16 protein-coding genes and 1 pseudogene are annotated in these 20778 nt (G+C 66.6%); 10 read left to right on the top strand and 7 right to left on the bottom strand.

The window, feature by feature from the left end; all coding sequences use genetic code 11:
* Window positions 1-42 precede the first annotated feature (42 nt).
* Window positions 43-981, bottom strand: a complete 939-nt coding sequence (locus tag DES44_RS01010) for a LysR family transcriptional regulator (protein WP_058936595.1) — start codon at window positions 979-981, stop codon at window positions 43-45.
* A 92-nt stretch (window positions 982-1073) separates the two neighbouring features.
* Here DES44_RS01010 and DES44_RS01005 point away from each other — a divergent pair, with 92 nt between their 5' ends.
* Window positions 1074-2657 carry an NADH-quinone oxidoreductase subunit L gene (locus tag DES44_RS01005; protein WP_058937616.1) on the top strand — a complete coding sequence of 528 codons (1584 nt, stop codon included), beginning with the start codon at window positions 1074-1076 and terminating at the stop codon, window positions 2655-2657.
* 17 nt (window positions 2658-2674) lie between these two features.
* On the top strand, window positions 2675-5278 hold the full coding sequence (locus DES44_RS01000) for a YbcC family protein (RefSeq protein ID WP_083526113.1): 2604 nt from the start codon (window positions 2675-2677) through the stop codon (window positions 5276-5278).
* A 5-nt stretch (window positions 5279-5283) separates the two neighbouring features.
* Here the strand turns inward: DES44_RS01000 and DES44_RS00995 are convergent, their stop codons facing one another.
* Window positions 5284-5751 (bottom strand): GFA family protein, encoded by a 468-nt coding sequence (locus tag DES44_RS00995; protein WP_058936596.1) that lies wholly within the window; start codon window positions 5749-5751, stop codon window positions 5284-5286.
* A 522-nt stretch (window positions 5752-6273) separates the two neighbouring features.
* Between DES44_RS00995 and fusA the strand changes: the two genes are divergently transcribed.
* Window positions 6274-8319 (top strand): elongation factor G, encoded by a 2046-nt coding sequence (fusA, locus tag DES44_RS00990; protein WP_058936597.1) that lies wholly within the window; start codon window positions 6274-6276, stop codon window positions 8317-8319.
* 123 nt (window positions 8320-8442) lie between these two features.
* Here the strand turns inward: fusA and DES44_RS25885 are convergent, their stop codons facing one another.
* The gene (locus DES44_RS25885) at window positions 8443-10014 is read right to left on the bottom strand and encodes a methyl-accepting chemotaxis protein (RefSeq protein ID WP_058936598.1); all 1572 of its coding nucleotides are present in this window, start codon (window positions 10012-10014) and stop codon (window positions 8443-8445) included.
* Window positions 10015-10330: 316 nt separating this feature from the next.
* Here DES44_RS25885 and DES44_RS00980 point away from each other — a divergent pair, with 316 nt between their 5' ends.
* Genes DES44_RS00980 through DES44_RS00970 form a run of 3 tightly spaced genes read left to right on the top strand, consistent with a single transcriptional unit; the run spans window position 10331 to window position 13689 of the window.
* Window positions 10331-11089 (top strand): alpha/beta fold hydrolase, encoded by a 759-nt coding sequence (locus DES44_RS00980; protein ID WP_058936599.1) that lies wholly within the window; start codon window positions 10331-10333, stop codon window positions 11087-11089.
* 4 nt (window positions 11090-11093) lie between these two features.
* On the top strand, window positions 11094-12563 hold the full coding sequence (locus DES44_RS00975) for an HD domain-containing phosphohydrolase (RefSeq protein ID WP_083525862.1): 1470 nt from the start codon (window positions 11094-11096) through the stop codon (window positions 12561-12563).
* A 49-nt stretch (window positions 12564-12612) separates the two neighbouring features.
* Complete coding sequence (locus tag DES44_RS00970) at window positions 12613-13689, top strand: redoxin family protein (protein WP_083525863.1); 1077 nt, start codon at window positions 12613-12615, stop codon at window positions 13687-13689.
* A 21-nt stretch (window positions 13690-13710) separates the two neighbouring features.
* Here DES44_RS00970 and DES44_RS00965 read toward each other — a convergent pair whose 3' ends face one another.
* Together DES44_RS00965 and DES44_RS00960 are read right to left on the bottom strand one after the other, a co-directional pair.
* Entirely contained in the window at window positions 13711-14502 is a 792-nt protein-coding gene (locus tag DES44_RS00965) for an SDR family NAD(P)-dependent oxidoreductase (RefSeq protein ID WP_058936602.1), read from the bottom strand.
* A gap of 100 nt (window positions 14503-14602) precedes the next feature.
* Window positions 14603-15529 carry an alpha/beta fold hydrolase gene (locus DES44_RS00960; RefSeq protein WP_375137504.1) on the bottom strand — a complete coding sequence of 309 codons (927 nt, stop codon included), beginning with the start codon at window positions 15527-15529 and terminating at the stop codon, window positions 14603-14605.
* Between the two features lie 262 nt (window positions 15530-15791).
* Here DES44_RS00960 and DES44_RS00955 point away from each other — a divergent pair, with 262 nt between their 5' ends.
* Window positions 15792-16760 carry a LysR family transcriptional regulator gene (locus tag DES44_RS00955; protein WP_058937619.1) on the top strand — a complete coding sequence of 323 codons (969 nt, stop codon included), beginning with the start codon at window positions 15792-15794 and terminating at the stop codon, window positions 16758-16760.
* A 52-nt stretch (window positions 16761-16812) separates the two neighbouring features.
* Here DES44_RS00955 and DES44_RS00950 read toward each other — a convergent pair whose 3' ends face one another.
* On the bottom strand, window positions 16813-17274 hold the full coding sequence (locus tag DES44_RS00950; protein WP_058936603.1) for a MarR family winged helix-turn-helix transcriptional regulator: 462 nt from the start codon (window positions 17272-17274) through the stop codon (window positions 16813-16815).
* Window positions 17275-17344: 70 nt separating this feature from the next.
* Between DES44_RS00950 and DES44_RS00945 the strand changes: the two genes are divergently transcribed.
* On the top strand, window positions 17345-18628 hold the full coding sequence (locus DES44_RS00945) for an MFS transporter (protein ID WP_058936604.1): 1284 nt from the start codon (window positions 17345-17347) through the stop codon (window positions 18626-18628).
* A 163-nt stretch (window positions 18629-18791) separates the two neighbouring features.
* The gene (locus DES44_RS00940; protein WP_058936605.1) at window positions 18792-19496 is read left to right on the top strand and encodes a hypothetical protein; all 705 of its coding nucleotides are present in this window, start codon (window positions 18792-18794) and stop codon (window positions 19494-19496) included.
* Window positions 19497-20321: 825 nt separating this feature from the next.
* Here the strand turns inward: DES44_RS00940 and DES44_RS26040 are convergent.
* Window positions 20322-20561, bottom strand: a complete 240-nt coding sequence (locus tag DES44_RS26040; RefSeq protein WP_198164830.1) for a LysR substrate-binding domain-containing protein — start codon at window positions 20559-20561, stop codon at window positions 20322-20324.
* 59 nt (window positions 20562-20620) lie between these two features.
* On the opposite strand from DES44_RS26040, the pseudogene DES44_RS25220 reads away from it, so the two are divergent.
* Window positions 20621-20764: pseudogene (locus tag DES44_RS25220) on the top strand (oxidoreductase); the annotation flags it as partial.
* Window positions 20765-20778 lie beyond the last annotated feature (14 nt).

Raw genomic sequence — 20778 nt, 5'->3', positions numbered from 1 at the left:
TCGCGTTGCAGCGGGCTAACGGATTGGCCACGACGGTCCGCTTCAGGTCGGCATTCGCCCATCGGCCGGTGACGGACTGTCCTCATGCGACAGCAGCGGCGCATGCGCCAGCAGTCGCTCCAGCCGTTCCATCCGGTGACGATGCAAGGTGGTGATGGCGTAGAAGTTCTCGCGCAGTTCGGTGGACCGCGCCACCGTCACCAGCACCCCCGTGCGCAGCTCGTCCTGCACCACCACTTCGGGCAGCACCGTCAGCCAGCCACTGTCGCGGGCGACCAGACGCAGCATGGCCATGTCGTCGACCTCGGCCCGTAGCCGGGGCGTCACGCCGGCCGCCACGCACAGCGCATCGAACTGTCCGCGCAAGGCGTGGCGCGGACCGGGCAGGGCCAGCTCGCGGCCGTCCAGGTCCTGCGGCATGCGAAGGGTTCGTCCCCGCCACTCATTCGCGCCCCCCACCAGCGAAATCGCCTGGCTGCCAAGGAAACGGCAATGCAGCGGACGGTCCGCGCTGGCGGCCACCGCTTCGTTGGCCAGCACCACATCCAGGTGATGCTCCAGCAGGCGTGCGACCAGGCCTTCCAGCAAGCCCGACTCCAGCGACAGCGTGACCGTGGGGTCGGTCAGCAGCGGCCGGATCCAGTTCTCCAGGTAGTTGCGCGACAGCGTGGCGACACTGCCCACGCGCAGATGCTCCACGCCTTCGCTGTGGCCCTGCAGGCGCCCGAGCAGTTCACGACCCAGGCCGAAGATGTTCTCGGCATAGGACAGCACCAGTTGCCCGCGCTCGGTCAGCACCAGGCGCCGTCCACTGCGCTCGAAAAGCGGCTCGCCCAGCCGGTCTTCCAGCTGGCGGATCTGGCTGGACAGCGCCGACTGCGACACATGCAGCTGCTGGGCCGCCTGGGTGAGGTGCCCGGTCCGGGCCACCTGCCAGAAGTAGAACAGGTGCCGGAAATTCAGCTGCTCGACGCCAAACATTCTGTTTGATGGATGAATTGGTTCTGATCATTGAATTTTACAGAACCGATGGCAAGCGCCACCATCGCGCCGTTCGAGTTCTGGAGTCGGTGATGCGCCTTGTCCCCCTGTTGATGGTCGCCAGTGCGGTCCTGCCCGCCGTGCTGATGGGGGCTGCGATGCTCGCGTCGGCCTGGCGCGCGGTGTATCGGCCCGAGGGACCGGCCCCCCGTCATGAGCGCGCCGCCTGGCAGCTGTGCCACCGGCTTTCCTGGCTGGCCACCCTCAGCGCGGCCATCAGCCTGGGGCTGCAACTGGCCACGTCGTCCACCCTCCCGCCCCTGCCGTGGATGACGCTGAGCCTGAGCGGGGCCTGGGTGGCCCTGCTGGTGCAGTTGCTGGGCACCGTCATTGGCGTGTTCTCCGCCCGCTACCTGGAGGGGGAAAGCGGCCAGGCCCGTTATGCCGCGGCGCTGAGCGGCGTGCTGGCATCTGTCCAGTTGCTGCTGCTGGCCGACCACTGGCTGCTGTTGATCGGAAGCTGGGCCGCGGCCGGCATCGCCCTGCAGCGCCTGCTGACCTTCTACGCCGACCGCCCCTTCGCCCAGCTTGCCGCCCACAAGAAGCGAATGGCGGACCGGCTGGCGGATGTCTTGCTGCTGACGGCGGCAGCGCTGAGCGTCTGGGAGGTGGGCAGCGGCTCCCTGACCGCCTTGCGAGATCACCTGGCCGCTGCACCGGCCTCCCCTGTCTTGCAGGCCAGCGCCGTCTGCCTGGCCCTGGCGGTGCTTCTGCGCACGGCCTTGCTGCCCATGCACGGCTGGTTGATCCAGGTGATGGAAGCGCCCACACCCGTGTCCGCGCTGCTGCATGCCGGCGTGGTGAACCTGGGCGGATGGGTGCTGATCCGCTTCGCGCCGCTGCTGGAGGCCGCCCCCATGGCCCGCTGGCTGCTGGTCGGTGCAGGGCTGGTCACCGCCCTGCTGGCGGGACTGGTCATGCTCACCCGCATCAGCATCAAGGTGCGGCTGGCGTGGTCCACCGTGGCCCAGATGGGCTTCATGGTCATGGAATGCGGGCTGGGCCTGTACACGCTGGCGCTGCTGCACCTGCTGGGTCATTCGCTCTACAAGGCCCATGCCTTCCTGATGGCGTCCAGCGTGGTGGACGAGACACGGCGCGCGGAACTGCGCGGCGGCGCCACGCCCACGCTGCTGAGCATGATGATGGCGCCGGGATGGGCGCTGGTGCTGATCGGCGGCATGACCGCGGCGGTGCATGCGCTGTGGGAGGTCCCCGCCTGGCCGATGTGGTGGACCGCCGTGCTCGCGCTCGCCTGGGCTCCGCTGCTGTGGACGTCGGCATCGCCCATCGCCGGCGGCGCAACGTCCGACCAGCCAAGCGCGACCCGCCGATGGCTCAGCGGCATCGCCATGGTGGCCGCGTTGTGTGGCGCCGCGCTGCTGGGCCATGCGCTGCCCTTCGGCGTGATCGATGCGCCCGACACCGTCGCCGGATGGGTCGCGGCGGCCGGCATGACGCTGCTGTACGCCTGCCTGGTGCTGATGCAGTCCCATGCGGACGCGCTGGCCGGCTGGCGCCGGCGCAGCTACGCCGGCTTCTACATCGATGAATACGTGACCCGGATGACGCTGCGGCTGTGGCCGACGCGCTGGACCACCCCTGCCCCCCTTTGACGGACGACGAGGCCTCCATGCACACGATCAGCCAACACCCCGATGCGGCTCGCGATGCACGCGTCCATGACACCCCCGTGGTCGATCCGGACCCGACCTCCGCGCTCACCGGCGAGGCCCTGCCAGACCCCGACACTGCCCTCCAGCACCGCATCGAAGCCGCCTGCGCCAAGGCCTGCAGCGCCATCGCGCCGGCATGGCCGCTGGACCGAGCGATTGCGGTCAACCCGCACTGGGAACGCATCGGCCTGACGGTCCGCGAAGTCGCCGCCCGCATGGCAGTGCTCGGACGCATCCAGGTGTTCCCGCCGCGTGAGCAACTGGCGGCCGCCTGGACGTCCGGCCGCATCCAGCCTGCGGACTTGCAGGCGGCGCTGGCGCGGTTCCCGCAGGCCGATGGCGCCGGGCTCGACAGCTCTGCGCTGATCCACGCGCTGACGCAGCCAGCGGAACTGCCCAAGCTGCCGCTGCTGATCGATGTGCTGGATGACGATCCGCAGGGTCAGTCCCGCCTGTCATGGCGCCAGGCCATCACCCATCAACTCAGCCAGACCTGCGCGGCGTATTTCGACCGCCACCAGGCGGACTGGCAGCCGCGGCGCGACGAGGGCCTGTATGCGTTCTGGCGCGACACCATCACCCATGACCACGGCATCGGCGTGCTGATGGGCCTGCCCGACATCGCCCAAGGGCTGCACGTGCTGCCGCAGAACCGTCAGGCCGCCGAGCGATGGGCCCTGGAGCGACTGGGCCTGCCGGAGGAGGCCTGGGCCGACTACCTGGAAGCCGTGCTGCTGACCGTCAACGGCTGGGCGTCCTGGTGCGCCTATCTGGGCTGGGAGGCCCGCCTGCAGGGCGGCAGTGACAGCCATCTGCGCGACCTGCTGGCCATCCGTCTGGCGTGGGGGGCCATCCTGCTGGAATGCCGCGGCGGCCGCTCGGCGCAGCGGGCCTTTGCGGCCTTGCAGGTCGCCTGGGAGCAGGCGGATTCGATGATGAAGCAGGCGCATGAGCGCTTGCTGGTGGACGAGATCTGGCAGACGGCGCTGGAGATTGGTTATCAGCGGGGTTTGGCGCGTCGGCTGCAATTCGTGTCGAGCGATTCGTCATGGACGCTGCCCTTGACGCCGCCGGACGTCCAGGCGGTGTTCTGCATCGACGTGCGCAGTGAACCCCTTCGGCGTGCCATTGAATCAGCCGGCCCGCGGGTGCAGACACTGGGGTTTGCGGGCTTCTTCGGACTGCCGATCCACTACTCGCCGTTGGGCACGCAGATCAAGCGTCCGCAGTTGCCGGGCCTCCTGGCACCGGCCCTGGCGGTGACCGAGGAAGTGATCGATGCGGAGCAGACAGAAGATGCACCGCTGCGGCAAGCCGCCCTGCAGTCCCGCGAACGGGCCTTTGCCCGCACCCGTCAATGGCAGTCCGGCACACGCTGGCCCAATGCCGCGTTCTCGTCCGTGGAAGCCATCGGCACCGGCTATCTGGGCAAGATGCTCCGCCTGCTGCGGCCCGCCACAGCGCCGCGCGATCGGCTGGAAGCGGAGGGGCTGCCCGCCCGCTACCGTCCGGTGTGCCGTCCGACACTCAGCGGCCTGGACCTGGACACCAAGCTCACGCTGGCCGCAAAGGTGCTGCACGCCCTGTCGATGGACCGGTCGATCGCCCCGCTGGTGCTGCTGGTGGGCCACGGCAGCCAGAGCGTCAACAATGCGCAGGCTGCGGCGCTGGACTGCGGTGCCTGCTGCGGTCAGACGGGGGAGATCAACGCACGCGCGCTGGCGCGGCTGCTGAACGAAGCGCCGGTCCAGTCCGGACTTCGCGAACGCGGATGGCCACTGCCTGCTGAGCTGGCCTTCGTCGCAGCCCTGCACAACACCACCACCGACGAGATGGAAGGCTTCGACCTGGATCTGCTGCCGGCATCGGCGAGGGCGCGCTGGGACCGCTTGCAGCCGGTGCTGGTGCAGGCTGGCGATCAGGTCCGGCGAGAGCGCGCCGCCTCGCTGGGACTGGACCCGCGTGCGCCGGCTTCAGCGCTGCTGGCGCACCTGCAGCGCCGCGCCAACGACGTCGCCCAGATCCGCCCGGAATGGGGACTGGCCGGCAATGCGGCGTTTGTCATCGCGCCTCGCACCCGCACCCGCGGCGCCGTGCTGGAGGGCCGCGTCTTCCTGCATGACTACGACGCCCGCCAGGACACCGACGGCAGCGTGCTGGAACTGCTGATGACCGCCCCGATGCTGGTGACTCACTGGATCAACTGGCAATACCACGCATCCACCAGCGAGCCCGAGCGCCTGGGCAGCGGCAACAAGCTGCTGCATAACGTGGTGGGGGGCCGACTGGGTGTGTTCGAGGGCAATGGCGGCGATCTGCGCATCGGGCTGGCGCGGCAGTCGGTGCATGACGGCCACCAGTGGCGTCACGAGCCTGTGCGGCTGACGGTGGTCATCGATGCCCCGGCCTACGCCATCGAACAGGTGATTCGCAAGCATGCCGTGGTGCGCCAGCTGGTGGAGCATGGCTGGCTGCATCTGTGGCGCTTTGCGGAAGGTGGCGGATTCACATGCTATGCAAGCGGGGCGTGGACACCTGTGACGCTGGGCCAGAACGCCTGACCGCGCTAGAGCCCATGCCGGCGGTGCCAGTCGGCGAGTGATTCCTTGGGATATTCATCGAACTGCTCGTCCCCCTGGCCCGCCACCACCTCGACCCAGTCCGGCTTGGAGCCCAGCATCATGTGGACATGAGCGGGCGGCGTTGGCAGCGGCGTGTCGATGGCGCCGGCATGCGGGTGCACGAGATCGGGCCAGCTTTCGTCATAGAGCCACAACGCGGTGCCGCAGTGAGCGCAGAAGTGGCGCTGACCGGTGCTCTCCTTCCCTTTCAGATGCGCACGGTAGACGCGCAGATGCTCCTGGCCCTGATGCAGCTTGAACGTGCGGTAGTCGGCGCCGAGGTTGATCGCAAAGCCGCCGGTGCCGGCCGTCTTGCGGCAGATGGAGCAATAGCAGCGCATGAAGGGCGCAGGCTCGTGGGACTCGACCGAGAACTTCACCCGGCCGCAATGGCAGGAACCGTCGAGGTGCATGGAAACTCCTTCAGCAGTTGAATGCAGATGGTCAGGGCAAATCGCCCGCCAAGCCGTACTGGCGTATTTCCGGCAAAGGCGATGCCTTGTCACCGTTTCATTGGATGTGGAGCCGTGGCAACACCCGGCACTGTTTGCAGCAAGGCCATTGCAATGGGCATTGCAAGACCTTTGTCATTCGCCAATAATTGCGGCCATCATGAAGACCTCCCAAGTGATCAAGGCAACTTTCGCCACCTGACGCGCCCCCGATCACATTCGGTGGGCGTGCGCGCCTACCGGTCTTCCCCCTGAGAACCCCGGCAGGCCCAGCGCCCTCCGGGGTTTTCTGTTTTTCAAGTCCTCACCCATGAACTGCCGCACCTACGACAAGCTGATCGCGACGATTTCCGCCCGCCGGAGTCGCGTCCGTGCGCGCCCGCGCTCCGGCATTCAGCCGCCCTCTTTCCGACGTTAGCCCGCATCAGGTGAATCCGCCTGAGGGCAGCGTCTTGCCCTCAGATTCCGAATGAAGGATTCACCATGTCTGCTTTCTCCACCCCTGTGCGCAATCTCGGCGTCATTGCCCACGTCGACGCCGGCAAAACCACCACCACCGAACGCATCCTGTTCTATACGGGGCAGAGCCATCGCATTGGCGACGTCAATGACGGCACCACCCGCATGGACTTCGATCCGCAAGAGCGCAAACGCGGCATCACCATCAACAGTGCCGCGGTGTCGGTGCCATGGAAGGGCACGCAGCTCAACCTGATCGACACGCCGGGACACATCGACTTCAACATCGAGGTCAATCGTTCCCTGCGGGTGCTGGACGGTGCCGTGGTCGTTTTCGACGGCGTGGCCGGCGTGGAACCCCAGACCGAGACCAACTGGCGCCTGGCCGACAAGTACCGGGTGCCCCGTATCGCCTTCATCAACAAGCTCGACCGCGTCGGGGCGGACTTCCTGCGCGTCGTCGCCATGATGGAAGAGCGACTCGGTGCGACGGTGCTGCCGCTGCAACTGCCCATCGGTGCAGAAGCCGGCTTCCGCGGTGTGGTGGATCTCATCACCATGAAAGCGCTGGTGTGGGAACGTGACGATGCCCGCGCGCCCTATGTGGAATCGGACGTACCGCCTGAGATGCTGGAGCAGGCGCAGGCGCATCGCACGCGACTGCTGGACACGGTGCTGGAGCAGGATGACGCGCTGCTGGCCGCCTATCTGGACGGCGTCACGCCCTCGCCGGCTGCGATCCGCCAGTGCGTGCGTCGCGGCGTGCTGTCGGGGGCGTGGGTGCCGGCCCTGGCGGGCTCGGCCTACCGCAACCGAGGTGTGGAGCCCTTGCTCGATGCCGTGGTGGACTACCTCCCGGCGCCTGAAGACGTGCGGCGCGAGGATGTCGATGCAGCCTCGTCGCTCGCGTCCGATCCGGACGGGCCTTTTGCCGCCCTGGCCTTCAAGGTGGCGGCGGACGGTCACGGGACGATGGTGTTCGTGCGGGTCTATCGCGGCCGCCTGCGGCGCGGTGATGCGGTCCTGGACGCCACCACCGGCCGGATGGAACGGGCGGGTCGGCTGTACGAAGTGCATGCGGACCAGCGCGTGGAACGGGAGGAGATCCGTGCCGGCGACATCGCCGCGGTCATCGGCCTGAAGGACACCCTGACGGGCGACACCTTGTGTGATCCTCGCAGCCCACTGCATCTGGAGGAGATCAGCATTCCGGAACCGGTGATCGAGGTGGCCATCGAGCCCAGGACCCGTGAGGACGTGGCCCCGCTGTCCAAGGCGCTGCAGTCGATGCTGCGGGAAGATCCGAGCCTGCGGATGCGGCACGACGCCGAAACCGGCCAGACCCTGCTCTCGGGCATGGGCGAGCTGCAACTGGAGGTGGCGGTCGAGAAGCTGCGTGCCCAGCACGGCGTGGAGGTCCAGGTCGGGCGACCGCAGGTGGCTTATCGCGAGACCTTGGCGGAGGTGGTGGAAGTCCATCACATCCACAAGAAGCAGACCGGCGGTCCCGGGCAGTTTGCCGAGGTACGACTGCGCTTCGAGCCGCTGGCCCGGGGTGAAGGCGTCCGATTCGAGAGCCGCATTGTCGGTGGCGCGATTCCCCGCGAGTTCATTCCTGCGGTGGAAGCGGGCATTCGGCGTGCGGCGCTGCAGGGCGTGATCGCCGGCTTCCCGTGCGTGGATTTCCAGGCCACGCTGCTGGACGGCGGTTTCCACGAACGCGATTCGTCGGCCCTGGCCTTCGAGCTGGCGGCGGCAGCAGCGGCGCGTGAAGCCTTTGCGAAGGCGGATCCGCAACTGCTGGAGCCGGTGATGGCGGTGGAAGTCGTCACGCCCGCGGAATCGCTCGGCGACTGCATTGGCGACCTGAACCGCAGGCGCGGTCTGGTGCGCGGTCAGTCGCTGCGAGGCACGGCCGTGGTGATTGAGGCGCAGGTCCCGCTGAGCGAGATGTTCGGCTACATCGGACAGCTGCGTGCGCTCTCGTCAGGGCGTGCGTCGTTCTCGATGCAGTTCGAGCAGCATGCACTGGCGCCGAGGAAGGTGCGGGAGGCGGTTGCTGCGGCTTGATGCCGTCGGCCCAACCCGCGAACGCGAACGGTCCGCCGTATGCCGCCAGCGAGTCTGTCAGCGAGTCTGCCAGTAATGAGGCTGGTGGCCCCAAGGGGCCCTGTGTGAGCAGGGCCCTTTTTTTTATGACTGAGGCTTTGCCTCGAGCTCCGCATCCAGCCGGAAGGTCGCCACCACATCCGACAGCTGCCGCGCCTGGTTCTTCAAGCTCTCCGCCGCCGCAGCGGACTGCTCCACCAGCGCCGCATTCTGCTGCGTCATCTGGTCCAGCACCGTGACCGCCGCTCCGACCTCGCCGATGCCCTGGCTCTGCCGGTCCGCCGCCTGGCTGATCTCGCCAATGATGTCGCTGACCTTGCGGACGGAGGCGACCAGTTCCCCCATCGTGTCGCCGGCCTCCACCACCTGGCGGCTGCCGCCCTCCACACGCTCGACCGATTCCCCGATCAGCGCCTTGATCTCCTTGGCTGCCTCGGCACTGCGCTGCGCCAGGCCTCGCACCTCGCTCGCCACCACCGCAAAACCGCGCCCCTGTTCACCGGCCCTCGCCGCTTCCACGGCCGCATTCAGCGCCAGGATGTTGGTCTGGAACGCAATGGTGTCGATGACGCCGGTGATGTCCGAAATCTTGCGGGACGACAGGTTGATGTCACCCATGGTGCGAACGACCTGCCCGACCATCTGCCCGCCGCGGTCCGCCACGGTGGAGGCCGACGTCGCCAGCTCACGCGCCTGCAGCGCGGCTTGCGCGCTGTGCCGCACGGTGGAGGTCAGCTCCTCCATCGAGGCCGCGGTTTCCTGGAGGTTGGACGCCGTCTGTTCGGTCCGCTGGCTCAGGTCCAGATTGCCGGTGGCGACTTCATCGCTGGCAATGCGGATGCTTTCCGCGCTTTGCCGCACCTGGCCGACGATTTCCCGCAGCGACATCTGCATGTCCGCCAGCGTCTGCATGAAGGCGGCGACTTCGTCACGTCCCTGCACCACGATGTCCGCGGTCAGGTCGCCGCGAGCGATGCGCTTGGCCACCTCGGACGCCCGGCCCAGCGGCGTCAGGATGGAGCGCACCAGCGCCAACATCAAGCCGCTGACCAGCGCAATGATCACCACCAACCCGCCCAGACGAATCTTCGATTGCAGCGAGGACGATGCCTGGTCTGCCTCCCGCTCGGCGATGACCGCCGCCTGGGTGTCCTCCACCCATTTGTTGAACACCGTTCGGGCGGTGTCCAGGTCGGCTTGTGCCTGGCCAGCATAGGCAAATGCAGCCGACGGATCCATTTTGGCGTCCACCACCTGCTGCAGGATGTCGGCCAGCGGCTTGACGTGGGCCTCGAAGCCCGCCAGCGCCGGCGCAAGCGCCTGTTCCCGCTCCGGGGTCGTCATGACCGACTTGAGCTGGGCACGCATGTCCGCCACCGTCTTCTTCCACTGCGCATGGTGCTCGCCGGCTTCGTTGGTGTTGTTGCCATTGAGCATCACCGACTGCTCGAGCCGCTGGATGCGCTCCAGGGAGGCCAGGATGCGGGCCGTGTCCTGGGCCGTCTGGCTCTGCCGGTCCAGCAGGTCCGAGGAGCGGTTCTGCAGGTGGTCCAGGCTGATCGCCGACCAGGCCCCCAGCCCGATGATCAACAGACACAACAGCAGCGTGCTTCCCAGCAGGCGCTGTCGGATCGAAAGGTTGCGGAGGAATCTCATGGACACCAAGCCTCTCTGCTCTCAATCTAGCGGTCTCTCCCTTCGTCACCGGATGTGCCGGAGGGGGCCTGCTCTGATTCTGCGACACGGTCAGCCCCAGCGCTTCCGACGTGCACACGGGGATTGTGAAATGCTGCCAGGCAGTCCGGAATGCCGATTGGGACATGCCTTGGTTCAGGGAACTGATGGCGTCGGCCGCCGCGTCCCTGTGATGCCCCGGCGCATCGACCGCCGGGACCTGGACATTCATCCGATATCCTCTGGCGGCCTGAAAGCGGACAGTTCATCCCGTTGTCCACCCTTTCAGGAGATCACCATGAACTTTGCCAAGCTGACCATCGCCGCCGCCGCACTGACCTTCGGTCTGGGCGCCCATGCCGCCGAGCCGAGCCCCCAACCCTCCGTGGTGATCGTCCACGGCGCGTTTGCCGACGGCTCCGATTGGGCCAAGGTCATTCCCCTCCTGCAGGCCAAGGGCGTGCGGGTGACGGCGGTGCAGAACCCGCTGACTTCGCTGGACGATGACGTCGCAGCAGCCAAGCGCGCCATTGACGCGGCCCCTGGCAAGGTGGTGTTGGTCGGCCACTCCTGGGGTGGCACGGTGATCACGCAGGCCGGCGCCAACAGCAAGGTCGCCAGCCTGGTCTACGTGGCGGCCTTTGCGCCCGATGCAGGCCAGGCGGTGTCCGACCTGGGCAAGGCCTATCCCGCGCCGGCTGGCGTGGCCCACATCCAGCCGGATGCCGCCGGTTACCTGCGGCTGACGGACGAAGGCATGAGCCGGTACTTCGCCCAGGACCTGCCCGCTTCGCAAACGTCGGTGATGGCCGCGACCCAGGGGCCGATTGCCGCCAAGGCCTTCGGCGAAAAGGTCAGTGTGGCAGCCTGGAAGACCAAGCCCAGCTGGTATGTGGTGGCGGCCAGCGACCACATGATCCAGCCGGCGCTGCAGCGCGACTTCGCCAAGCAGATCAATGCCCGCGTCACCGAGGTGAAGGCGAGCCACGTACCGCAGCAGTCGCAGCCCGCTTCGGTGGCCGCGGTCATCCTGGACGCTGTCCAGAACTCTCGCTGAACGCATGAGCCCCCACGCCGCCACCATCCCGGTATTTGATGCCATCTCCGCGCTCGCCTTCGTCGGGGACCTCAGCATGGGCCAGCCAGTGGATCACTCCGCACGGACGGCCTGGCTGGCGGCCCGCCTGGCGGAGGTCAGCGGCGAGGATCGCGACACCGGGGTGAATGCGGCATGGTCGGCACTGCTGCGGTGGTGCGGTTGCACCGCCAACGCGCCCGAATTTGCCGAGATGATGGGCGACGACGTCGGGGGGCGGCGCGCCATGCTGGCGCAGACGTCCCAGGCGGAAGCCAGCCGGCTCGCGGCCAGTGTGGGTCCGATGGCGCGCATCCATTGCGAAGTGACCGAAGTGGTTGCCAGGACACTGGGGCTGCCCCCCGCCGTGCAGGCGACCATGCGCTACATGTTCGAGACCTGGGACGGTCAGGGACAGCCCCAGCAACTGCGCGGCGAGGACGTGCCGCAGACCGTCTTCCATGTGTCCGTGGCGGGCGACCTCGAGATCCTCACGCGCACCCACGGACTGGTGACCGCGCTGCAGGTGATGGATGAGCGTGCGGGGAGCCGCTATCCGGCGACCATGGTGGCGTTAGCCCGCCATCATGCGGCCGAGTGGATGGATGCCCTGGATCAGGGCGGCGCTTCCAGTCCCGCCCTGAAGGCCGCGTTTGGGACCCACGACCGTCTGGCAGCGCTGGAGCTGGTGGCGGACGTCATCGACCTCAAGTTTCCCTGGATGACCGGCCTGTCGCGCCGCGTGGCCGAGACGGCCCGCCGATGTGCGGAGCGGCTGGGCCTGGGCGCCGATGCACAGCTTCGGGTGTACCGGGCCGGCCTCATCCACGGCATCGGCCGGGCGTCGGTGCCCAACCTGGTGCTGGAGGCTGGTGCGCCTCTCGGCGAGGCGGATCAGGAGCGTGTGCGGCTGGTGCCCTACTGGGCCGAACGCGCGGGGCGACGGATCGAGGCGCTGCGGGAAGAGGCCCTGCTCGCCTCTTACGTGGAGGAACGCCTGGATGGCTCGGGCTACTACCGCGGCGTCGCCGGCGACTCCATTTCGGAGGAGGCGCGGGTACTGGCCACCGCAGTGTGTGCCGTGCGTCTCCAGACCGGTCGGCCGGGCGCAGCCCCACTGGATGAGGCCGCCACGCTGGCTCACTTGCAGGCGGAGGCACAGGCCGGTCGATTGGATCCGGACGTGGTGCGCGCGCTCGATGACAGAGCGGTGTCCGGTCCGGCCGCTGGTCCGGACGCCAGCCCGGCTGCGGGCCCGGGTGCGTCCCTGCTCACCGACCGCGAAATCCAGGTGCTTCGCCGCATTGCCTGTGGCGACAGCAACAAGGAAGCCGCGCGGGTGTTGAGCATCAGCCCGAGCACCGTCCGCGCCCATCTCGAGAACATCTTCCGCAAGCTGGAATGCACCACGCGCGCCGCGGCCACGCTCAAGGCGGTCACCTTGCGGCTGATTTGAGACACACTCCACGGTCACGGCGTCCGGCTGGCCGTTCGAGGACTTCACCATGACGAGAACGATCACCACCCTTGTAGCGGGATTGCTGGTGGCTGGCGGCCTGGCGGGCATCGGCCCGCGCCTGGCCGCCGGCGAACTGTCTTCGTGGAGCCAACCCGCAACGGCGCAGGCGCCTTTGGTGGCTCTCTCTGGCGCCACGGGCTGGCTGAACGCGCCGGTACTGCGCCCGGAGGATCTGCGCGGGAAAGTCGTGCTGGTGGACTTCTGGACCTACTCCTGCATCAACTGCCTGCGCACCCTGCCCTACGTCAAAGCCTGGGCCGAGAAATACAAGTCGTCCGGACTGGTCGTGATTGGTGTGCACACCCCGGAGTTCGCATTCGAGAAGATGCCATCGAATGTGAAGCAGGCGGTGGACCAGTTGGGCATCGACTACCCGGTGGCCCTGGACGCGAGCAATGCAGTGTGGGATGCCTTCGGCAACCGGGCCTGGCCGGCGCTGTATTTTGTGGATCGCAACGGGCAGCTCCGGCAGCGTCAGTACGGCGAAGGTCGCTACGCGGAAGCGGAGCAACTCATCCAGCGGCTGTTGAAGGAGGCCGGCGCCGCGGCGGTGCCTACGGGCCTGGTCACTCCGCAGGGTGCTGGCACGCAGGCCGCGCCCTCGGGCATGCGGGCTGGATCGGAAGAGACGTATCTCGGCATTGCGCGGGCGGAAGGCTTTGTGTCGGCGGGGGGTGGCTACCGATTTGCCAAGGACCATGCCTGGCCGGTGACGACGGGACTTCGCAGCAACGAATGGACGCTCGCCGGCACCTGGACGAACGAGGCCGAGTACGTGCTGGGTCGCCAACCCGGAGCACGCCTGCTCTATCGATTCCGGGCCCGTGATCTCCACCTCGTGATGGGCACGGAGGGCCAGGCGCCGGTGCGGTTCCGGGTCCGCATCGACGGCAAGCCGCCCGGGGATGACCACGGCAGCGACGTGGACGCGCAGGGTTTTGGCACCGTCACCTCCCACCGGCTTTATCAGCTGGTGAGACAAAAGGGCTCCCCGGTGGAGCGGACCTTCGAGCTCGAGGTGCTGGAGCCGGGCCTGCGCGCCTACGCGTTCACCTTCGGCTGAACCGGCGCCGCCGGCGAGCGCTCAGAACGCGCTCTTGACCACGCCACCGTCCACGCGCAGTGCTGCGCCGGTCGTGGCCGAGGACAGCGGGCTCGCCACATACGCGACCAGCGACGCCACCTCCTGCGGCGTGGCGAATCGACGGATCAGCGAGGTCGGGCGCACCTTGTCGAAGAACTCGGCCTCGACCGCCTCGAAGGACGTGCCGCCGCTGCGGGCCATTTCCTGGACGAAGTCGCCCACGCCGCGTGACCGCGTCGGCCCCGGCAGCACGCTGTTGACGGTGATCCCCGTCCCTGCGACGGATTCGGCCAATCCGCGGGACACCGCCAGCTGGGCGGTCTTGGTGACGCCGTAATGGATCATCTCGGCAGGAATCTGCACGCCGCTTTCGCTGGAGATGAAGATGATCCGTCCCCAGTTGGCGGCCTTCATGCCCGGCAGCACCAGGCGAGACAGCCGGACCCCGCTCACCACGTTCACATCGAAGAAGCGCATCCAGTCTTCATCCGGGATGTCCTCGAAGGGCTTGGGTTCGAAGATGCCCAGGTTGTTGACGAGGATGTCGATGCCGGGGAAGCGCTGGACCACTGCCTGGGCGGCGTCTGCCTGGCTGAGGTCTCCCGCGAAGCCCTCGACCGTGCCGCCGGTCTCCGAGCGCATGCGCTCGACCACCTCGTCCACCGACGACTGGCTGCGCCCATTGACGATCACCCGCGCGCCCTCCTGGGCCAGCGTGTGCGCAATGGCGTGGCCGATGCCGGCCGTGCTGCCGCTCACCAGAGCGGTCTTGCCTTGAAGTTTCAGGTCCATGTTGACTCCATGAAAGGGCCCTTCCACAGGGCCCGGTGATTCCACCTGAGAGGAGGCGCCGCCCGGACATCGCGAGGGTCCGCCCGGCGGCAAGACCGCCTCAACGCTTGCCGAGGAACTCCACAATACCGCGTGTGGTGGCTTGTGGCTCTTCTTCCATCAGCCAGTGGCCCGCCCGCGGGATCACCAGTTCGGTGACGTCGGTGGCCGCATTGCGCAGGGTGACGGCTTCCAGCCCCGCAAACGACTTCTCGCCGCCAATCGCCAGCACCGGCATGGTGAGCTTGGTCTTCATCGCCAGCTGGTTGTCCTTGGCGTCGGTACGGAAGGCATGGAACTGGGACAGCGACGCCTTCATCGCACCCGGGAGGGCATACAGCCTGGCGTAGTGATTGCGCGTGCTTTCATCGATCTTGGCGGGCTGTCCGCCGAAGTCGTTGTAGAAACGATCGAGGAAGATGCGCTCGCGCCCCTTGACCAGGCGGAAGACGTCTTCGCCATAGAAGTCGAAGTGCCAAAGCCTGGGGTCGCGCACCACTTCGTCCCAGGGAGGAATGCCCGGAAGCGGTGCGTCCATCACCACCAGCCGGGTCGTTTTGGCCGGATAGCTGGCAGCGTAGGCATAGGACACCATCACGCCGATGTCGTGGCCGACGACATCGGCCTGCTCGATCCCCAGTTGGTCCAGCACGCCGCGGATGTCCTTGGCCTGGTTCATCTTGTCGTAGCCCGCCTCGGGCTTGGCGGACAGACCCATGCCGCGCAGGTCCGGAATCACCACCCGATGGGTTTTCACCAGCTCGGTGGCCAGCGGCGTCCACATGTCGCCGGTGTCCCCGAAACCGTGGATCAGCACGACCGCCGGGCCGGTGCCGCCCACTCGCACATGCAGGGTGGTGCCATTGGTGGCGATGTCGCGGGTCTGGAAGCTGGAAGGCAGGGGCTCCACCTCGGCCCGGGCGGGCTGATGGAGGGTCAAGGCGGACGCGGCCAGCAGGGCCGTCGTCAGGACATGTCGAAGATGCAGTTTCACGGGCTACTCCTTGGAGAGAAGATGGGGGATGGGACTTGGAGGGCTGTCGGTCCCTTGAAACATCCGGGATCGATGGATCAGAGTGTGTGGGCCGGGCCGCGCGGGGAGAAGCCGTTGAAAGCAGGAACTGCTGTTCTCCGGAACCGGACAATCCAGCCCTCGGTCCTCGCGCCGCCGGGTATTCCTGTTCTTCGGTCCACCGGTGCTCCGCTAGGATGCAGCCCATCTCGTGAAGGCGCCGCTGGCGCTCTCTCCCATGCTGAAGCTCGAGGGCATTGCCACCTTTGTTGCCATCGCCGAAGCGGGGTCGATCAGCGCCGCTGCAAGGCGACTGTCCCTGTCGAAGTCCGTGGTGAGTGAACGGCTGGTGGAGCTGGAACGCAGCCTGGGCGCCGCCCTCTTCCAGCGCACGACGCGCAAGCTCACGCTGACGCAGGACGGGTCGGCCTTCTTCGACCGGGCGGCCCGCATCCTGGCGGAGGTGAACGAAGCGACGGCGGAGGCGGCAGAGCGCCGCGGCACGCTGGAAGGCCCGATGCGGCTGTCAGCGCCGGTCACCTTCGGCCGGATGCATCTGGGGCCTGCGCTGTATCCGTTTCTGGCCCTGCATCCCGGCATCTCGCTGACACTGGAACTGGATGACCGGCGGGTCGATGCGGCCGCCGACGGCTTTGATGCCGTGATCCGCCACGGCGTCGTGGACGACTCACGGCTGGTGGCCTGGCCGCTGGCGCGCAGCCAGCGGGTGCTCGTGGCCTCCCCGGCTTACCTGGAACGGCATGGCAGGCCGGAGTCTCTCGACGCGCTGGCGGCGCATCGGGCCATCTACTACTTCAACCGCGGCATCGCCGACTGGACGTTTCTCGGAGAGGCGGGTCCGGAACGGATCCGGCCTCCCGCAGCGCTCAGGGTCAACAATGGGGATGTGATGCGGGATGCTGCCCTGGCAGGGCTGGGGGTGGCGATGCTTCCGGGGTTCATCGTCGGCCCGGACATCGCGCGGGGCCATTTGGAAGTGCTGGACGTCGGGCGGCAGGCCCCCGAGGAGGTGATCTACCTGGCGCATTCGGAAGGCCGCCGAGCCTCCGCCAAACTGCGGGCGCTGGTGACGTTTCTCCGGGAGGCATTCGGTGATCCGCCGTACTGGGATGCGCATCTGAACCCGGCGCGTCAGGAGGCGAAGAGCGTCCCGGCGCCGGTTGGGACGATACGCACCCGGCCTTAGGCGAGGAACGCGGGTATCCAGCGTCCATCCGGCTGGGGCGGCACGCCGGTCTTCATGGCGATTCGGACGGCGGCACTTCCGCACGCATGGCCTGCAGGCATTCGTCCAGCACCGCATGCAGGCGGGACACCAACGGTTCACCGAGCTGCTCGTTGAAGGCCTGCTGGGCCCGCGCCCACTGCTTCTTGGCCGCCGCCTGCATCTTCACGCCTTCGCTCGTGGCTTGGACCAGACGACTGCGGCCATCCGTCCCCTCCATGATCTCCGCCCATCCCTGGGCGACCAGCACCTGCAAGTTGCGGGTGAGCGTGGACGCTTCCATCTCCATGGCTGCCGCCAGCTTGCCCGGTTGCACCGGACCCAGCCGCACGATATGCGACAGCAGCGAATACTGAGTCGTCTTCAGGCCTGCCTGAGCGACGTATTCGTCAAACATCTGGCTGACCCGCCGGGAGACCTGCCTCAACTTCAGGCTGCTGCATCCCTTGGGCGCGGACGGGGAACGGGAGGGCATGACTTTCTCCTCGGCAAGAGGGTCAACTTGTATCTACAATCATTGTATCTGCAAACGTTGGAGCCCATTGATGCTCGCCAAGGCCACCTCCACCGCTCTGCGCCAACGCGGCATCCATTACGCATGGGTCGTCGCAGCGGTCACTTTTTTCGCCATGCTGACCACTTCGGCAGCACTGGGTCTTCCCGGCGCCATGTTGCAGCCCCTGAGCCGGGAGTTTGGCTGGACGACGGATCAGCTGTCTTCCGTTTTCGCCGTCCGCTTCGCGCTGTTCGGCCTGCTAGGCCCCTTCTCGGCGCTGTTCATCGCGCGGTTCGGGCTCAGCCGGATCATGGTCGCTGCGGCAAGCCTGATTGCCGTCGCCATGGGCCTGGCCACGATGGTGACGCAGCTCTGGCAGCTCTTCCTGCTCTGGGGCCTGGTGCTGGGCTGCGGCACCGGGCTGACGGCGCTCGTGCTGGGTGCCATGGTGGCCAACCGCTGGTTCACCCGCAATCGTGGTCTGGTGGTGGGGTTGTTTGCGGCCAGCACGGCGACCGGGCAGCTCATCTTCCTGCCGGCCGCGGCCTGGATCATCGAGCACCTGGGATGGCGATATGCCGTGTTCCCGATCGTCATTGCCTGCCTCGCGGTGGGCACACTGGCGGCGCTGTTCATGCGGGACCATCCGCGGGATATCGGCCTTCGCGCCTTTGGCGACCCGGAGGACGCAGGGCTGGAGGCTCCCGTTGCGCCTCCTGCCTTCAACCTCCGCACGCCCTTCCTGACCTTGGTCGAGGCTTCGAAGAACCGCACGTTCTGGATCCTGGCCGGGACGTTCTTCATCTGCGGCCTGAGCACCAACGGACTGGTGCAAACCCACTTCATCTCGCTGTGCGGCGACAACGGGCTCAGTGCGGTGCCCGCCGCTTCCGTCCTGGCGATGATGGGCGCTTTTGACCTGGTGGGCACCACGCTGTCGGGCTATCTGTCCGACCGCTTCGACAATCGCAAGCTGCTCTTCTGGTACTACGGCTTGCGGGGCCTCTCGCTCTACTGGCTGCCGTTCTCGACCTTCAGTCTCTATGGCTTGTCCCTGTTCGCCATGTTCTACGGGCTCGATTGGATTGCGACCGTGCCCCCGACCGTGAAGCTCACCGGGCAGGCCTTCGGAAAGGAAAAGGCCGGGCTGGTGTTTGGATGGGTGTTTGCGGCCCATCAGCTGGGAGCGGCCGTGGCGGCCTACGGTGCCGGGCTCACCCGCACCCTGCTGCTGACCTACACCCCCGCGCTGATCGCGGCGGGCACTGCCTGCGTGCTGGCTGCCATCCTGGTGATGCGCATCCGTGCAAGGCCGGCAGCGGTCAGTCCATGAGTCACTGACGAACGCGCTGGGTGTGCGGGGCTCCCCTGGGCTCGGGACGAATCAAAACGGCTAACACGGTTAAAGCGGCTAAAGCGGCTAAAACGGCTAAAGGCTGGCGCTCGGTTGCCGAAAGCCACTGAGCGCCGCTGTATTTAGAGCTCAGGGAGAACCAATGAACGTCACCGCCATCCCGGCTGCCAGCCCCTCCTACGCCAGAAGTGCCAGCCAAGCGCCCTCGGCACCAACCTTCAGCGCCAGTGCGGCCGCCAGCACGCTGGACCGCAACTCGTCCACCATGCTCACGCTGACCTATTCGGCTCCCGACTCGGCGGAGCAGCAGACGCTCTACGCCAAGACATTGGCTACGAGAACGGGCCCGATGCTCGCAGCTGACGACAGCATCAAAACCATCGAGGACCGCTTGCAGAAGTTCCAAAAGAACCTCGCGCTGGCTCGTCCGGATTTGGCCAAGACAGACTGGGACATCACCGTCAAGGACGGCAAGATCAAAGTCACAGGGGATATTGACCCCGACGACAAGCGCTCCATGGAAGCGCGCCTGAACAACGACCAAGCGTTGGTAGGCGCGGTGAAGTCTTATATGGGTGCGGCGAACGCATATCTCGAGACCAGCGCTGACAACCCCGCCTACACGGCGATGAACGGATTCACCGGCAAATCCACCCTCTACAACTTCAAGGAAGTTGGCAAGCAACTCGAAGGCAAGATCTCCTTCAAAGAGTTGATCGCCGCTTCTTGGAGCGCCTACGACAACCCGAATGGCGGCGAAGCGGCGGATCCGGGCAACTATCGCGGCGCCACGTCGCTGGAGATCCTGGCGTCCCGGCTCACTTCGACGGCGCTCTCTGAGGTTTGATCGCTGCCCTCAAGCCAGCCCTTGCGTGACATGGTTGTTCTCTTTCAACCCCACTCGCGCAAACTTGAGCGCCTTGCCGTCGGCATCCGAGAACCCTGCGGGCGACCGAAGTCGCTGGAGCTGACGAGGGGCGTTTCTCGTAGCTCGGCAGCGTACGCCCAAGTTAGCCAAATGCCGCCCCCCCTGTTGACATGCATCTAAGTCGAGAGTGGGATCCTAGGTTAAACAATAGGTTAGCTCACTCTGAATCACCGCTCTTGAGAAACGGTGCTCATCCAAGTTGAGAATTTCCTGTCGGCCCATCACTGAACTTGAGAAATTTCCCAGCAGGGCCTTGATCGGAGCACAAGCCTCGTCCCGGATGCTCCGTGCGAGGAACCGGATTACTCGAAACCGTCCAGCGAAGGCATTGGCGGGGAGCCGGACAATCGCCGCCTTACGCTCCTGTAGCGCAGCCGCCCGTAGGGCAGCTCGGAGTCCGACCAGATGGCAGCGATCTCGGAGAACCTGTGAAACGAATCGGAGTGGCGCCAGAAAAGTTCGTGATGGTTAGCTCCGAGCTGGCTGAGAAAGCAGCGCGGATACGCATGCTCACGGCGGTGGAGGCTCGATCGCTTGTGGAAATGGCTCCCAAGATTGCCGCCAGGCCCATGCTTGGGAAACCTTCTTTGCGGCGGCGCAAGCGGAAGAAACGTTAAAGGGCCAAAGGACGGTAGTCCAGCGACAGATCTGCCGATGAGCACTTTGCTGCCCGCTGCAGGCTGGTCAGAGTCATTCACCCTCAGGCCATCAATGTCGTCGTTCGCCGCAAGCGGTCCTCGGCTGTCATGCGCGAAGGACGTTAATCAGTGCCTTCAGCCCCGCGGATAAATGGCCATGACTGGGGTAGTACAGATGCAAACCATCGTCTGGGGCGCACCAATCGTCAAGGCAGCGGAACAGCGCCCCTTCTTCCAGGTGCTCGACTACGCGGTTGTTCCAGACATAGGCCAAGCCGCAGCCCTGCAAGGCAGCCTCGACCTTCAGCTCTTGACCATCGAGCGTTAGCGGGCCGTCAACTTCCACTTCCAGGGACTCACCCTCACGGGAGAACTCCTAGTTGAAGATCGCACCGCTGGGAAAGCGGTACCGTCTGCAGCGCGACCAAGCTCGCCGTGCGAGCCCTGTCCGAGGGGCTGCGCGCCGAAGCACCTGCGGGCGTTCGCACCACCATCGTTTCGCCGGGCGCCGTGGAGCCCGAGCTGAAGCTGGGCTCCACCGGCCAAGATTAGGATGTGGCGAC

It is taken from the genome of Roseateles depolymerans, from assembly GCF_003387155.1.
Classification (GTDB): domain Bacteria; phylum Pseudomonadota; class Gammaproteobacteria; order Burkholderiales; family Burkholderiaceae_C; genus Roseateles; species Roseateles depolymerans.
Note: the sequence above shows the minus strand (reverse complement) of the source record. Positions and strands in the feature narration are given on the sequence as shown.

Bases quoted from the DNA above. Each gene is read 5' to 3' on its own strand.
- DES44_RS01010 (WP_058936595.1), bottom strand. From the start codon at position 981: ATGTTTGGCGTCGAGCAGCTGAATTTCCGGCACCTGTTCTACTTCTGG.
- DES44_RS00955 (WP_058937619.1), top strand. From the start codon at position 15,792: ATGCTGAAGCTCGAGGGCATTGCCACCTTTGTTGCCATCGCCGAAGCG.
- DES44_RS00950 (WP_058936603.1), bottom strand. From the start codon at position 17,274: ATGCCCTCCCGTTCCCCGTCCGCGCCCAAGGGATGCAGCAGCCTGAAG.
- DES44_RS01000 (WP_083526113.1), top strand. From the start codon at position 2,675: ATGCACACGATCAGCCAACACCCCGATGCGGCTCGCGATGCACGCGTC.
- DES44_RS00980 (WP_058936599.1), top strand. From the start codon at position 10,331: ATGAACTTTGCCAAGCTGACCATCGCCGCCGCCGCACTGACCTTCGGT.
- fusA (WP_058936597.1), top strand. From the start codon at position 6,274: ATGTCTGCTTTCTCCACCCCTGTGCGCAATCTCGGCGTCATTGCCCAC.
- DES44_RS00995 (WP_058936596.1), bottom strand. From the start codon at position 5,751: ATGCACCTCGACGGTTCCTGCCATTGCGGCCGGGTGAAGTTCTCGGTC.
- DES44_RS00975 (WP_083525862.1), top strand. From the start codon at position 11,094: ATGAGCCCCCACGCCGCCACCATCCCGGTATTTGATGCCATCTCCGCG.
- DES44_RS00965 (WP_058936602.1), bottom strand. From the start codon at position 14,502: ATGGACCTGAAACTTCAAGGCAAGACCGCTCTGGTGAGCGGCAGCACG.
- DES44_RS25885 (WP_058936598.1), bottom strand. From the start codon at position 10,014: ATGAGATTCCTCCGCAACCTTTCGATCCGACAGCGCCTGCTGGGAAGC.
- DES44_RS00945 (WP_058936604.1), top strand. From the start codon at position 17,345: ATGCTCGCCAAGGCCACCTCCACCGCTCTGCGCCAACGCGGCATCCAT.
- DES44_RS00970 (WP_083525863.1), top strand. From the start codon at position 12,613: ATGACGAGAACGATCACCACCCTTGTAGCGGGATTGCTGGTGGCTGGC.
- DES44_RS01005 (WP_058937616.1), top strand. From the start codon at position 1,074: ATGCGCCTTGTCCCCCTGTTGATGGTCGCCAGTGCGGTCCTGCCCGCC.
- DES44_RS00940 (WP_058936605.1), top strand. From the start codon at position 18,792: ATGAACGTCACCGCCATCCCGGCTGCCAGCCCCTCCTACGCCAGAAGT.